General features: G+C 39.1%; 17 protein-coding genes. 12 read left to right on the forward strand and 5 right to left on the reverse strand.

Annotated elements, in window-relative coordinates; all coding sequences use genetic code 11:
* The first annotated feature begins 2 nt into the window (after positions 1-2).
* Positions 3-626, forward strand: a complete 624-nt coding sequence (locus DVR12_RS19690) for a hypothetical protein (protein ID WP_116977517.1) — start codon at positions 3-5, stop codon at positions 624-626.
* Between the two features lie 110 nt (positions 627-736).
* On the opposite strand, the gene DVR12_RS19695 is transcribed toward DVR12_RS19690, so the two are convergent.
* The gene (locus tag DVR12_RS19695; protein ID WP_116977518.1) at positions 737-1,489 is read right to left on the reverse strand and encodes a hypothetical protein; all 753 of its coding nucleotides are present in this window, start codon (positions 1,487-1,489) and stop codon (positions 737-739) included.
* Between the two features lie 47 nt (positions 1,490-1,536).
* On the opposite strand from DVR12_RS19695, the gene DVR12_RS19700 reads away from it, so the two are divergent.
* From DVR12_RS19700 to DVR12_RS19715, 4 genes are all read left to right on the forward strand, one after another.
* Positions 1,537-1,887: a VOC family protein gene (locus DVR12_RS19700; RefSeq protein WP_116977519.1), complete on the forward strand. Its 351-nt coding sequence runs from the start codon at positions 1,537-1,539 to the stop codon at positions 1,885-1,887.
* A 90-nt stretch (positions 1,888-1,977) separates the two neighbouring features.
* Complete coding sequence (locus DVR12_RS19705; RefSeq protein WP_116977520.1) at positions 1,978-2,469, forward strand: transposase; 492 nt, start codon at positions 1,978-1,980, stop codon at positions 2,467-2,469.
* A 916-nt stretch (positions 2,470-3,385) separates the two neighbouring features.
* Positions 3,386-4,249, forward strand: coding sequence for a subclass B3 metallo-beta-lactamase (gene bla / locus DVR12_RS19710; RefSeq protein ID WP_199417151.1), 864 nt, complete (start codon positions 3,386-3,388; stop codon positions 4,247-4,249).
* Positions 4,250-4,321: 72 nt separating this feature from the next.
* Complete coding sequence (locus DVR12_RS19715; RefSeq protein WP_116977521.1) at positions 4,322-5,275, forward strand: sugar phosphate isomerase/epimerase family protein; 954 nt, start codon at positions 4,322-4,324, stop codon at positions 5,273-5,275.
* Positions 5,276-5,319: 44 nt separating this feature from the next.
* On the opposite strand, the gene DVR12_RS19720 is transcribed toward DVR12_RS19715, so the two are convergent.
* A complete protein-coding gene (locus DVR12_RS19720) occupies positions 5,320-6,549 on the reverse strand; it encodes a FecR family protein (protein WP_147323492.1) in 1,230 nt (409 codons plus the stop codon).
* A gap of 207 nt (positions 6,550-6,756) precedes the next feature.
* Here DVR12_RS19720 and DVR12_RS19725 point away from each other — a divergent pair, with 207 nt between their 5' ends.
* From DVR12_RS19725 to DVR12_RS19740, 4 genes are all read left to right on the forward strand, one after another.
* Positions 6,757-7,347, forward strand: coding sequence for an RNA polymerase sigma-70 factor (locus DVR12_RS19725; protein WP_116977523.1), 591 nt, complete (start codon positions 6,757-6,759; stop codon positions 7,345-7,347).
* Between the two features lie 32 nt (positions 7,348-7,379).
* Positions 7,380-7,760, forward strand: a complete 381-nt coding sequence (locus DVR12_RS19730; protein ID WP_116977524.1) for a PH domain-containing protein — start codon at positions 7,380-7,382, stop codon at positions 7,758-7,760.
* A gap of 72 nt (positions 7,761-7,832) precedes the next feature.
* Positions 7,833-9,377: a right-handed parallel beta-helix repeat-containing protein gene (locus tag DVR12_RS19735; RefSeq protein WP_116977525.1), complete on the forward strand. Its 1,545-nt coding sequence runs from the start codon at positions 7,833-7,835 to the stop codon at positions 9,375-9,377.
* Positions 9,378-9,476: 99 nt separating this feature from the next.
* The gene (locus tag DVR12_RS19740) at positions 9,477-9,998 is read left to right on the forward strand and encodes a 3'-5' exoribonuclease domain-containing protein (RefSeq protein WP_116977526.1); all 522 of its coding nucleotides are present in this window, start codon (positions 9,477-9,479) and stop codon (positions 9,996-9,998) included.
* Between the two features lie 44 nt (positions 9,999-10,042).
* Here DVR12_RS19740 and DVR12_RS19745 read toward each other — a convergent pair whose 3' ends face one another.
* On the reverse strand, positions 10,043-10,534 hold the full coding sequence (locus tag DVR12_RS19745; protein ID WP_199417152.1) for a DUF6691 family protein: 492 nt from the start codon (positions 10,532-10,534) through the stop codon (positions 10,043-10,045).
* Positions 10,535-10,545: 11 nt separating this feature from the next.
* The gene (locus tag DVR12_RS19750) at positions 10,546-11,115 is read right to left on the reverse strand and encodes a YeeE/YedE family protein (RefSeq protein WP_199417153.1); all 570 of its coding nucleotides are present in this window, start codon (positions 11,113-11,115) and stop codon (positions 10,546-10,548) included.
* Between the two features lie 156 nt (positions 11,116-11,271).
* On the opposite strand from DVR12_RS19750, the gene DVR12_RS19755 reads away from it, so the two are divergent.
* The 3 genes from DVR12_RS19755 (at position 11,272) to DVR12_RS19765 (ending at position 13,867) form a co-directional block, all read left to right on the forward strand.
* On the forward strand, positions 11,272-12,063 hold the full coding sequence (locus DVR12_RS19755) for a sulfite exporter TauE/SafE family protein (RefSeq protein WP_199417154.1): 792 nt from the start codon (positions 11,272-11,274) through the stop codon (positions 12,061-12,063).
* A 99-nt stretch (positions 12,064-12,162) separates the two neighbouring features.
* Positions 12,163-13,578 (forward strand): MBL fold metallo-hydrolase, encoded by a 1,416-nt coding sequence (locus tag DVR12_RS19760; protein ID WP_116977528.1) that lies wholly within the window; start codon positions 12,163-12,165, stop codon positions 13,576-13,578.
* A 94-nt stretch (positions 13,579-13,672) separates the two neighbouring features.
* Positions 13,673-13,867, forward strand: a complete 195-nt coding sequence (locus tag DVR12_RS19765; RefSeq protein WP_116977529.1) for a hypothetical protein — start codon at positions 13,673-13,675, stop codon at positions 13,865-13,867.
* Positions 13,868-13,870: 3 nt separating this feature from the next.
* Here the strand turns inward: DVR12_RS19765 and DVR12_RS19770 are convergent, their stop codons facing one another.
* Positions 13,871-14,509, reverse strand: coding sequence for a Crp/Fnr family transcriptional regulator (locus tag DVR12_RS19770; RefSeq protein ID WP_147323493.1), 639 nt, complete (start codon positions 14,507-14,509; stop codon positions 13,871-13,873).
* Positions 14,510-14,552: the final 43 nt, after the last annotated feature.

Raw genomic sequence — 14,552 nt, forward strand, 5'->3', positions numbered from 1 at the left:
GTATGGGATTAGATTTATATCATTGTATACCTTGTGTAAAGGAAGAAGATGTCACTATTTTCGAATCATTTACCCTTGATGAACTCAGCGACTGCCCTGAGTTTATAGACCAGCATAAGAACTTAATTACTGAGATTGTTGAACCCGAAGATTATTTCACTATTTCTATCTTTTCCAAATCTTCAGATCTCGAACATTATCTGGATAGATATAAGAAAGAAGAAAATACTATTTACCTTATTGGTAATTTCGATAACCTTGTAGATGAAATATCGAAGCACGAAACTGCAAACAACCTGCGAAGAGATGAGCGGTTTATTTTAACTACTACCTCCAAAATTGGCAATCCTGATATAATTTCAACAAACATTAATTATCCTGTTGGCGCCATCAAAAAGAAGGTAATTTATTTTAAAGAAATAGGTTATCAGCGCAAAGGGATGGAAATAAGGTTTTATGAAGACTTTACTAACTGCCAACCTTATTTCAAAAAAGCTGATGTCCTGAAGGCAGCTACTTATGTTTCCCGTAATAATAAAGAGAGGTCAGAACTCAATGAACATTTCAAAACTGCGTTTATTGATAACTTTATTGAAGGAACCAGTATCTTCTTTGGAAGCTGGTAAATAGTTAAAAACAATCAAATCGCGAGATTAGGCGGCGATTGAGCAATTCGTAAAAGATGCAAAGTACTTTTAAAAAGTAAGGAGGCTGGTTAATCAGCCTCCTTACTTAGTTAGAATTTTACAGAAAGTTTCTCTGAAACTAGTTTTCCATCTTTATAGTATTCGTAATACCATTGTCCGTTATGTCTGAACACCACACCCTTGTCAATTCCATTGTCGGCAATGAAATAGTCTGGCAAAGAGGTTTTCAGTAAGGTCATTACCTTTTTAGGAGTGGTATCTATCAGTTGGAACCCGTTTTCAGTAGCTTGTGCATACAGTGTTTGCCCCGCTTCTTTACTATTGATGATAGTTACAGGCTTCTCAGTAACCTGTGGAGCAGGAGCTGGTTGAACTACCACTTGCTGGGTAGCTTGTTGAGGTGCCACCGTAGTGCCATTGTAAGCATAATTTAAAGTGTCCAGGGAACCCAAAGCATTGGTTAAAGCTTCATTGTATGCCAATGCATAGTCTTTCTCTCTGCTTTTTCCTTCTTTACTGGTAAATAAAACGTTACCCTGACAGTCTTTTAATACTACAGTAAGATTGGTAGCAAGAAAGGCTTTTCTTGAAATTACATCCGCCATTAATGCATTACACTTGTTGGTAGCCAGTTCTTTAGGTAAGTCTTTGTTTTCGACATAGGCCGTAAACCCTTTCCCGTTCATAACCATTTGCACCAGGTTGTTCAGCCCATACTGATTGGGTTCTTTCAAAAAGCTAAATTTCTCAGGAACAATCACATACTTATAATTATTAATTGATTGTTGTGCAAATCCTGCAAAATGAAATAGTAAGAGAAAAATTAATGTAAGTCTTTTCATATCTTGTAATTACCTTTTGAAAGGTACAAAATTATATAAATCAACAAATGGCTAATCTAAATCTAATTGTTATAAAAACAGATAAACTACAAGAACAGGCTGCATTTTATACAATTTTAGGTTGGCAATTCGATTACCATAAACATGGAAATGGGCCCTATCACTATGCCAGCGTTGGTACAGTACCAGTTCTTGAAATTTATCCTTTACCGAAAGGTGTTACACAACCCGATAAAACAACCCGACTTGGTTTTGCTGTAGAAAACCTCCCCGTAATAATCGACCAGCTAAAATGTATGGGCGCCAATATTATTTCAGCTCCCGGGCATACCGAATGGGGCTTTACCGCTATTGTAGAAGATTTGGATGGTAGAAAGATTGAACTTACTGAAGTATAATTGCTTTAGTATTTTGGTTAACTATTGGTTAAGCCATCAACTTATTCCTTTTATTTACATTAATCTCTCCCTTATTGCGTTCATTGCAGTATGACGTTTAACCCAATGATGCATGATCGTAAGTCGATACGCCTGAGAGACTATGATTACTCTGATGAAGCATGTTATTTTATTACTATTTGCTGCCATGACAAACTCAATAGATTTGGAACAGTAAGGGATGACCGTATGTGTTTAAACCAATTGGGAATTTTTGCTCATAGTCAATGGTCACAATTACCTTATAGATTTGAAAATATTAGCCTCGGAGCTTTTCAGGTAATGCCAAACCATATTCATGGAATTATTTGTATTGAAGCAAAGCAAAGCTTCAGTTTAGGGATAATAATAGGTGCGTACAAATCCCTGGTTCTTAATTCAATACTTAAGTACTATAAGTCTCAAAATATCACATTAGGACAGCTATGGCAAAGAAATTATTATGAGCATATCATCAGAGATCAGAAAAGCTATGAATCTATTACTGATTATATTATCAGAAATCCCGAAACATGGAGTAAGGATACTTATTATAGTAAGTAGATTAAATTGGCTGGGGGAGCGAGCAAATGTTTTTAAGTTAAGGGAATTAAGCCCTCAATTTATTATTGATAAATTTCCTTTGCCGTAGGTAGGGCAGGGGTAAGTCCAAATGCTATTAAGTTAAGGGAATAGATTTTCTGTATTCCAAATATCTAATTGTTGGATTTATTTTCCATGGCCATTGGCTGGGCGGGGGCAAGCCCAATGCTAATAAGTTAAGTGGAAGGATGTTGATTGAATATTGGCTTCAATTTCATCGACAGGTTTCCTTTACCGTAGACTGGGCGGGGGCAAGCCCCGCCCCTACAGGATTTCATCGAAACTATATTTTCATCTGGTAGTAATATTTCATGTTAAATGTCAATCTACTAATTTCAATTCTTTAAAGAAATAAATCTACAATATAGAAACTGTAATGAGCTGAAGCCCTGTAGGGGCAGGGTTTACCCCTGCCCAGCCTACGGTAAAGGAAACCTGTCGATGAAATTGAATTCAATATTTAATCAATATCCTAAAAACATTTGGCTATCCCCGCCCAGCCAATGGCCACAGAAAATAAATCCAGCAATTAGATACCAGGTACTCGTTGAATCTATTTCCCATTTGGTTTACCCCTGCCCAGTCTACGGTAAAGGAAACCTGTCGATGAAGTTAAATTTAATATTCAATCAATATCCTAAAAACATTTGGCTATTCCCTGCCCAACCTGGGTAAATGATGAATTAAAAATCCAAAATTATATAGACATAGAAATATTTGGCATACCCCTTTACTCTAAGAAAAATGAGCCAAATAGACCAAAATCATTTGACTTTCTCCTAACTCACCATCAATTTTTCTCAGAAAACAAATAAACTAATAAGGATTCCTTAAATCCATCAAAAACTCAATTACCTTTGTTATTCAACTCGTTTTTATGATGAAAAGGAACCTCCTAACCCTGCTGTTGGCATTGCCAGTACTGACTTTATTTGCCCAAAATGTTCGTGAACCCAAAGGCCAGGCCGAATGGTCTAAACCTTATCAGCCTTTCAGAATTGCCGGAAACTTGTATTACGTAGGTACGTATGATTTGGCTTCTTACCTGATTGTTACTCCCCAAGGTAATATTCTGATCAATACCGGTCTGGCTTCTTCGGAAAGTCAGATCAAGAAAAATATTCAAACCCTGGGTTTTAAGTTGTCGGATACCAAGATTCTTTTAACAACTCAGGCGCATTTCGACCATCTGGGCGCTATGGCGGCTATCAAAAAACAGACTAAGGCTAAGTTTTATGTAGATGAAGGGGATAAGGAAGTGGTGCTGGATGGTGGGAAATCTGATTATGCATTTGGTACCAAGGTGAGTTCTTTTGCTCCGGTGGCCATAGATAAGGTCTTGCATGATGGAGATATTATAAGTTTGGGAGGAATGGATTTAAAAATGCTTCATCACCCCGGCCACACAAAGGGTTCCTGCAGTTTTCTTTTTGATGTTAAAGATGGTGCTAAAACCTATAAGGTGCTAATAGCCAATTTTCCGAGTATTGTAACAGAAAAGAAATTCAGCGAGGTAACAAAGTACCCGGATATTGCCAACGACTATGCATATACGCTGATTTCCTTAAAACAACAGTCCTTTGATCTTTGGTTGGCTTCCCATGCCAGTCAGTTTGGGCTACATGAGAAGCATAAACCGGGCGATGCTTATAATCCTGCTGCCTTTAAAGATTATGATGGGTATAGGAAAGCGGTTAAATATTGGGAGGATGCTTACAATGCCAAAATAGCAAAGGAATAGTCGTGGTATTTTAAAGACCGAAATTATTGAATATCTTAAGGTCTTTATTCTTAATTCCACGATTTATACAAAATGACAAATTTCGAGCTTAATCGCCGCCAGTTACTTAAAGCCGCTGGGTTAGCAGCTGGTACTACCATGCTATCTTTTCCTGCTTTTGCGAAAGAGGATAAACGTAAAGCCATGCCCGACTTCAAATACTCATTAAATATGAGTACCATCAGAGGGCAGCAGCTGGGATTTATCAAAGAATTGGAAGTTGCTTCCAAAGCTGGATTCAGATCGGTTGAAATCTGGATAGATACCTTCATGAAATATCTACAGGATGGAGGAAACGTTACTACCGCAAAGAAAGTAATTGACGATCTGGGGTTGACAATCGAAAATGCTATTGGATTTGCTAAATGGATTGTTGATGACGAGAAAGTAAGAGCAGAAGGACTGAAACAATTACAACATGAGATGGAGCTACTGGCAAAAATCGGTTGTAAAAGAGTTGCAGCTCCTCCGTTTGGGGCAAATGGCGCAGATGCAGGGATATTGGATCTGAATGTAATTGTTGGCAGATATCAGACTATCCTGGAAATGGGCAGAAATACCGGAGTAATGCCAATTCTGGAGATGTGGGGCGGGTCAACGAATTTGAAGAAGATTAGTCAGGTTATCTATGTAGCTACTGAATGTGGTGAAACTGATGCCCGAGTACTATTGGATACCTTCCATATTTTTAAGGGAGGCTCCAGCTTCGAAAGCGCGCCTTTGGTGGGAAGAAAGGCAATGGAGATTCTGCATATCAACGATTATCCGGCCGGAATAGCACCCGCTAAAATTTCGGAGCCAGACAGAGTATATCCGGGCGATGGAATTGCACCACTCAAGCCTTTATTAAAACAGTTGAGAAATCCGGCAAACCCGATTATATTGTCGCTGGAAGTATTTAATCCAAATTATTATAAGCAGGATGCCCTGCTGGTAGCGAAAACAGGGTTGGCAAAGATGAAAGAAGTGACTTCCAACCTGGGATAAAATTAAAGAGGATGTATCGTTAATGATACATCCTCTTTAATTTTTTATGGAAAAACAGTAATTGTTCGCCCTTCTAGTTTGAAATGTACTTGTCCTGAGTATTCCAACACTTTTAATACATCCGAAAGCTTCATAGAACGTGGAATTTTAGCGACAATTTTTCTCGAAATATCTTCTTTATAAACGATATCAACATCATACCAGCGCGATATTTGAGTCATTATATCCTTAATATCAGCATCCTGGATATAGAATAACCCGTTTTTCCAGGCCAGTGCTTCTTCCAGGTCAACCGCCTGTAGGGTGATATTGGTGTTATTGATAGTTAAAACCGCCTGCTGGTCGGGTTGCAGAATTTTTACATCTGTATTATTCAGTACTTTCACTTTACCCTGAACCAGGGAAGTAGCGCTGAAATTATCATCCGGATATGAGCTTATATTGAACTTAGTACCCAATACTTCCACATCAAAAGGTCTTGGACCGGTTACTTTCACACGAAACTGCTTTTCGGGATTGGATGCCACTTCAAAATAGGCTTCTCCTGAAAGCTCAATATTCCTGTTATTACCAATAAAAGCAGTAGGATAGCGTAAAGAAGATGCTGCATTCAGCCATACATGAGTACCATCGGGGAGCACAATCTGAAATTCTCCACCTTTAGGAGTAGTGATTTTATTATAACTCACGGTACTGGTTACGGTTTGCTGGTTGTAGGCTAGAACTCCTTTGCCTTTGCTGTCGTTTATGACAGCTGCATTTTTCTCTTTTTCCAGGGTGCCGTTTACGGTACTATCTAGTGTAATCACGCTGCCATCGGCCAGTTGAAGGGTGGCCTTATTATTGGCAGGCAGAATATCGGGAGTGTTTTTGACCAGGATGGTAGTTTCAGTTGGTTTGGCAAAATACCAGGTGGTAGCCATACCCATCAACAGCACAGCGGCAGCTGCTGCAATCCAATACCGTTTCATAGAACGAATGGCGGAAGGAGAATCAGCAAGTGGGGTAGTTGTCCGGATTCTGGCCCAAACATCTTCCAATGCGTTCTTTTCTTCTATGTGATAGAAAGATTGCAGGGCCGCTTCAATTGATGTCCATTCGGTGGTATTCAAATAAAACTCTCTGCTTTCGGGCGATTGTTGTTCCAACCATTGCTCAAGTTCCCTGGCATCCGTTTCACTGATTGTGCCCTGAAGCCTTGCCAGTAGCAGGTCTGCCACCTTTTGCATGGTTTCAATGTTCTGTTGATCTTTTATAGAGAGATTAAACGACAATTTATTCCTTTTATAGCGTTTACAATTGTTACGCAAGTTAATAAAACACCTTTCTTTATTTATTGAACTAGTCTTAACCGTTTATTTTTTATTTTTTTTCTTTAAAATAATATTGTTTGCATGTATGATCCTAATTATTTAGCTTAGCCCGCTGATTATTGCAATACCAGCCGTCAACCAATTTTGGATAAGTAAACAGAGAGAGAAGTGCATTTAGAGGACATCATACCTGCGTTTAGAGAAGGAGACCCCCAGGCTTTTGATGCTTTCTTTAAAGAGCATTACCGGCCACTAGTCTTTTTTGCACAACAACTTCTTACTACTATTGGCGGGGCAGAAGATATAGTAAAAGATAGCTTCGTAAAACTTTGGCAAAAACGTATCGACTTCGATCATCACAAAAGTATTAAAGGCTTTTTATATACAACCACCAGAAATGCCTGCATAAATCTTCTCAGACATGAAAAGGTAAAAGATACCTATCAGAAAGAAATGGTATACCTGGATGATCAGAAAGGTGAGGAACGGATTCTTCAACAAATGATCCATTCAGAACTCCTTCAGTCTATTCACCGTGAAATAGAGAAACTCCCCGAAAAAAGACGACAAGTACTTCAAATGATTTTCCAGGAAGGCTTAAAACTGGAAGAAATTGCCGAAATTCTCGGTATTTCTGTATTTACAGTAAAGGAACACAGAGCTAAAGCCCTGGCACAACTACGACTGAAATTCTCAGATTACCAGCTGGCTTTATTTTTTGCCTTTTCCAGCGCCATTCTTATGAAAACCAGGCTATGAGATTTTCTTCGTATCTAGCATAAAAAAATGATATGGGACTATTTTCTGGTTTAATGGGAAATGCGGGTTCGGTAAGTATTGAACAACTGCAAAAAGACTACGGGAAGCTCCTGATCGACACTGAAACAATTGAGCTGGGATTTAAGCTAATCCGGGATACCTTTATTTTCACCAACAAAAGACTAATACTGATTAATAAACAAGGCGTTACAGGAAGTAAAATTGAATACCGGAGTATTGTATACAAAAGTATTTCCCGATTCAGTGTTGAAACAGCCGGTACTTTTGATCTCGATGCTGAATTAAGTATCTGGATTTCCGGGGAGGCAGAACCTAGCATTGTAAAACAGTTTAACCGCTCTGTTGATGTATATGAAGTACAGAAAGTGCTTGCTTTTCATGTGCTTCAATAAAAATATTGGTCGATTTGTCACCCGATTACTATCAATTGTAGTATTAACTGTATACCAGTTTAATATTATAGTATGAGATCCATTTTAAATTTGATTGGGGTACTTGTTTTATTCTCCTGTAGCAGCAAAGGCGATACAAAACCTGATAATAGCAACAATGGCGGAAAACAGAATACTTATTATGTAGCGCCGGTCGGCGATGATATAAACAGTGGTAAAATCAATGCTCCTTTACGCTCTGTCAATGCTGCACTGGCTAAAGCCTTACCTGGAGATACAGTAATGGTTAAAGGTGGAGTATATCATGAACGGGTTCGTTTCCCAAAATCCGGTATGGCAGGGAAACTAATAACACTCAAATCTGCCCCGGGCGAAAAAGCCATTATTGATGGCACCGGATTATCGGTGGTAGGATGGGAGGCTCTGGTAACTGTGCTGAATGGCAGGTATATTACTATTGAAGGCCTGGATATTTGCAACTTCACCTCAAATGGTAATAGTACAGATCCTGAAGGGATTTCTATTACAGGGAGTTCAAATAACATCACTGTCAAAAATTGCAACATCTACAATATTAAAAATAAGGCTACTCTCAATGAAAGCAGAAGTGCCCATGCCATTTTTGTAGTTGGTAATGCAACAGAACCAATAACAGATTTAGTAGTTACCGGTTGTACGATCCACGACATGGAAACCGGTACCAGTGAAAACCTTACTCTCGCGGGTAATATTGATGGCTTTTCTATCACCAATAATAAAATTTATCACACCGAAAATATTGGGATCATCATTGCAGGCGGAGATAACCTGAATCCCGCTGGTAATATTGCCACCAATTATGCCCGAAATGGTGTGGTAAGTGATAATGAGGTATATAATGTTTCTATGAGCAACAGCGCGGAAATCTGGGGCAAGGATAACTATGGTGCAATTGGTATTTATGTTTGCGGAGGTGCAGGAACTATCATAGAACGTAATAAGGTATATGGGTGCGACCGAGGTATTGGTCTTGTGAGTGAAAGCAATGTATTACCTACTAAAACCTGTATCGTTAGAAATAACTTCGTGTACAACTGCTACCGAACCGGTATCTATATGGGTGATTATTTGAACTATACGCATGGCGGCACTAATGATTGTTATGTAGTAAATAATACACTGTTTAATAATAACCGCTTCCCTGGAGCTTTTGGGGAAATTGAGGGGGAACTGAGATTAACTGAGAACTGCGTTAATAACGTGATTAGAAATAACCTCGTATATGCAGGACCGTCAGATCTCTTTGTACATAAATATACCGCCTCGGGCAGTGGTAATATAATAGACAATAACCTCTATTTTACAACAACCCAGCCTCAATGGATGTGGAATATAACTAATGGCGCAGCAATTACCGATTTTGCGTCCTGGCAGCAAACCAGCAAAGCAGATGCTGCATCTATTTATGGTAAAGACCCTTTGCTAATAAGTATTACTATTCCCGATCTGCATATTCAGGCTACTTCGCCAGCGAAAAATACAGGTGCTGTAATTAGTGAAGCAGTAAATGGTACACTGGATATCGACGGTAAGCCCCGTATTACAAATGGCAAGATAAGTATAGGGGCACAACAATAATTTAATTAAAGTCCAATTGGTTTGGGTGGTCTTTTACTGAGGGCCACCCATATTTTTTTAGCTGAGTGGTCTGTTTATCTTTGCTGAAATTTTAAAGCAATGGCTTATATAATGGTTGATGTTGAGGCGGATGGGCCTATACCCGGCGATTATTCTATGATTTCCTTTGGAGCTGTATTAGTAACCCCGGCATTAGATCAGACGTTTTACGGACAAATTCGTCCAATTTCCGAACAGTACATTCCAGATGCCCTGGCTGTTTCTGGATTTAGCAGAGAAGAAACCCTCAGGTTTGAGGACCCAAAGATCGTAATGCAGAACTTTGCAGAGTGGATAAAACGCGCTGCAGGGAATGATATGCCGATCTTTATCAGTGATAATAATGGATTCGATTGGATGTTTATCTGCTGGTATTTCCATCACTTCATGGGTAAAAACCCATTTGGACATAGCTCTCAAAACCTGGGCAGCTTGTACAAAGGACTGGTACAGGATGTTTTCAAGAATTTCAAACATCTCAGAAAAACAAAGCATACACATAACCCGGTAGATGATGCCAAAGGCAATGCAGAAGCTCTACTGACAATGAAGCAGGAATTAGGACTCAAAATCAGATTGTAATTTTTACAGCAGGCACAAATCTGTGTACCTGCTGTAAATATATGTTAATGTGGCAGTTTATCTCTGAACTTTCCATACACCCAGGTTCCCAGAATCGCACTTAATAAAGTAACCGCAATTACTGTGGCTCCGGTACCTATCTGAGCAAATAAGGGCCCCGGACAAGCTCCTGTAAGCGCCCAGCCCAAGCCAAATGTTAATCCGCCATAAATTTGCCCCTTATTGAATTTCTTGGGATGAAACACAATAGGCTCCCCGTAAATGGTTTTTATATTGAATTTCTTAATCAGCCAGACTGAAATAATTCCAACAACAATGGCACTACCTATTATTCCATACATATGGAAGGACTGAAGCCTGAACATCTCCTGAATTCGAAACCAGCTCACTACTTCAGATTTAATGAATACCACTCCGAATATCAGTCCTACGAATAAGTATTTTAAATTGCTGTACCATTTATGCTTTATAGCGCTTTCATTGATACAGATCGTATCTAACGATCTTGTTTCAAAATCCGTATTACTATTGTTCATTACGTTCATAATTAAAGTGAAAGAATAAATGGCAGGATAACATTAGCCATGAAGAAACCTCCTGCCATAAAGCAACAGGTAGCTACCAATGATGGCCATTGTAAAGTTGATATACCCATAATGGCATGGCCACTCGTACAACCACCGGCATAACGTGCGCCAAATCCAACTAAAAATCCTCCACCTATCATCATTATCAATCCTCTTGCTGTAAATAATGATTCCCAATTAAATAATTGAGTTGGTACCAGGGCACTGTAATCGTTAATTCCATATCCCGAAAGTTCAGTTACCAGGTTAGGATGTATATTAATAGCCTGAGGATTCATCAGCCAGTTAGCTGTTAGAATACCTCCAATAAAGATTCCTAATACAAAAAACAGGTTCCAGACTTCTTTTTTCCAGTCGTAGTTGAAAAACGGAATCTTAGCTGGCATACAGGCTGCACAAACATGACGTAATGATGCACTAATCCCAAATGATTTGTTTCCAAGAATCAGCAACGCCGGTACAGTAAGTCCAATTAACGGTCCAGCTACATACCATGGCCAGGGTTGTTGAAGAAATTCCAAAATGTTCATTGCGTATTTAATGTTTTATGCAAATGTCGGGCTTCCTGATCTGTGGTTTGGTGACTTTTGTTACATAACTACTTTTTTTCAAGTATTTCTGCTTATGTGATAAAAGTTACCGTTTGTACGCCCTGTTCCATTGCACCTTTGCATAAAATACGAGCGATGGAAATTTTGGGTTACATATCAGCAATACTAATAGGATTATCATTAGGTCTGATCGGAGGAGGAGGCTCTATTCTGACGGTGCCTGTATTGGTATACCTGTTTAGGTTGCAACCCGGCCTGGCTACCTCTTACTCCTTATTTATAGTAGGATTTACAAGTCTGATCGGTGCATATGGCAACTTTAAAAGAAAGCAGGTAAGTATTCCTACAGCGCTTTTATACGGATCATCTTCCGTATTAACAGTATTGGCTACACGCAGATATTTATTGCCTGTCATACCAGAGGAATTGTTTCAATTAGGTGGCTTTACTGTAACTAAGTCAATAGCTATGATGGTATTGTTTGCCGTATTAATGATTTTAGCGGCAGTATCAATGATTAAGCCCTCCAAACAAACAAATGAATTGGTTACGGAACAATCTACATCCTATGGCCGGTTAATGTTGTATGGAGTGGTAATTGGTTTAATTACTGGATTGCTTGGGGCAGGAGGTGGATTTTTACTGATCCCTGCACTTATTTTTCTGATGAAAATGCCAATGAAGAAGGCAATCGGAACTTCTCTTTTCATAATTGCCTTAAACTCTTTAATCGGCTTTATCGGAGATATAGGACATTTTACGATTAACTGGAATTTACTGTTAACGCTTAGCGCTTTGGCTGTTACAGGAATACTGATAGGTGGATGGCTAAGTAAGCGCATTAACGGAGCTTTTCTGAAAACAGGATTCGGCTGGTTTGTACTGGCAATGGGCGTTTATATCATTGTTACAGAGTTAATTAAGTAAAATTCGGAATGTGACAAATATCACTGTTTTTGTATAATCAATAAAGGAACTTTGTAAAAGAAAATTGATAAGTTATTTAATCTATAATTAGTACGAGTTATGAAAATCGAACAAATTTATACTGGTTGTCTGGCACAAGGTGCTTATTATATCGAAAGTAATGGTGAAGCAGTTGTAATTGATCCATTAAGAGAAACCACTCCATATGTGAAAAGGGCGGCAATGGATAATGCAAAAATTAAATTCATTTTTGAAACTCACTTCCATGCAGATTTCGTAAGCGGACATATAGATCTCGCTAAGGAAACCGGTGCCACCATCGTTTATGGCCCCACCGCCAAACCTAACTTTGATGCCTATATAGCAAAAGACAATGAGGAGTTTAAAGTCGGGGAACTAACATTCAGCGTATTACATACTCCGGGCCATACCATGGAAAGTAGCTGTTTCCTGTTGATGGATAATACAGGTAAGAATATAGGACTGTTTACAGGCGATACCTTATTTATCGGGGATGTAGGACGCCCGGATCTTGCACAGAAGGTATCCAGCGATTTAACGCAGGAGAAACTGGCCGGTCATTTATACGATTCGCTGCATTCTAAAATATTACCACTGCCCGATGATATTATCGTATACCCTGCACACGGTGCCGGTTCTGCCTGTGGTAAGAATATGAGTAAAGAAACTACTGATACGTTAGGGCATCAGAAAGCAGTGAACTATGCATTGCAGCCGATGGATAAAGCAACTTTCATCAAAAAAGTAACAGATGGATTAACACCTCCACCTGCCTACTTCCCTCAAAATGTGATGATGAACATTCAGGGATACCAGAGTATCAATAAAGTTATGGAGAAAGGTTTGCAAGCGTTATCTGCAATTGAATTTGAAGAACAGGTCAATGAAACGGGCGCTGTAATGCTTGATACAAGAGATCCGCAAACCTTTGCAAAAGGATTTATTCCAAATGCTATCAACATCGGAATCGATGGGAGCTTTGCTCCATGGGTAGGTGCTATGTTACCGGATCTTACTCAACCTATTCTTGTTATTGCCGAACCGGGAAGAGAGGAAGAGGTAGTAACCCGCCTGGCCCGCGTAGGATACGATAACACTATCGGTTACCTCAAAGGTGGAATCAATACCTGGAAAGCAGCAGGAAAAGAAATAGACCATATAGTTTCTATATCTGCTGAAGATCTGGCGGAGAAAAGAAAAGAGGATACTTTTATAAATATCCTGGATGTTCGTAAGGAAAGCGAATATTTGAGTGAGCATGTAATAGGTGCGGAACATATTCCATTGGATTATGTAAATGAGCATCTCAATAAAATTGATAAAAACAAAACTTATTACGTGCATTGTGCAGGTGGTTACCGGTCTATGATCTTTAACTCGTTATTGAGAGCCAGAGGCTTCGATAACCTGATAGATATCCGGGGTGGGTTTAAAGCAATTAAAGACAGCGGACTAACAGAGGTGAGTAATTTCGTATGTCCGAGTATGTTATAGATTTTTTAATATCGGGGCGGATGCCCGCCCTGAATTTAATAATAATGATTTATCTGGAATATTTTTTCGATAGAAGAAGCTAAAAGGAATTGATATGAAAAGATATTTAGCAAGTTGGAGTATTACGAGAGTAATAAGGCTGGTATTTGGCGGGATGATTATATTTGAAGGTATACGTCAGGCGCAGTGGGTACTGGCAGCAATGGGTGGAGTTATAACTTTGATTACATTGCTGACCGCCGGATGCTGCGGTAGTGGTAGTTGCAGCGTCAATAGAGGAAAGTGTTAGTGGTTATTCATCAAATTGGTTAAGTATTTTTAATAGGGCCTGCCGACTTATTCCTAACTGCAATTCTTCTGCATCCAGAATTTTTTCCTGTCTCAGTTGTTTCACTGTCCGGTTAAAACTTCTTAACGTAATGCCCAGGTAAGCTGCCAGGTCTTTTTTCGAGAGAAAGATTTGTTGCTCATTTTCTAATGTAAGTACTCTTAACAACGCATATTCAACCGGGTAGAGCTGCTGATAGGCAGACCGGGTGCAGGTTTGACTGATTCTGGTGGCTAATTCCTGCATAATCATCGCATTAAATGCCGGATAGTTTTGCAATAATGAATTGAATAAGGAGCGGTGAATAACCAGGGTTTGAACTTCCGTAATTGCTGTAATATTGCATAAACACTTTTCCTGCCTGATTGCTTCGATATCTCCGACAACTTCTCCTTTACCCAAAAACTCGAAAATATAGTCTTTCCCGTTTTCTTCAAGAATGTAGCATTTCGTGATCCCTGAAACAAGGAATTGAACAGTAGTTATTTCAGAACCTTGCTGAATAAAGGTTTGACCGGCTGTATAGGTCCTGGTTTCAACGCCTGAATGCTGTTGGGAATATTCTTCAATAAAGTTCAGCAGGGGTAAATTTGTTCTTAGCATATCCGTAAAAGGACAATTGTCCCAATTCTTTTTTATCTGAAAA

It is taken from the genome of Chitinophaga silvatica (assembly GCF_003419895.1).
GTDB classification, from domain to species: domain Bacteria; phylum Bacteroidota; class Bacteroidia; order Chitinophagales; family Chitinophagaceae; genus Chitinophaga; species Chitinophaga silvatica.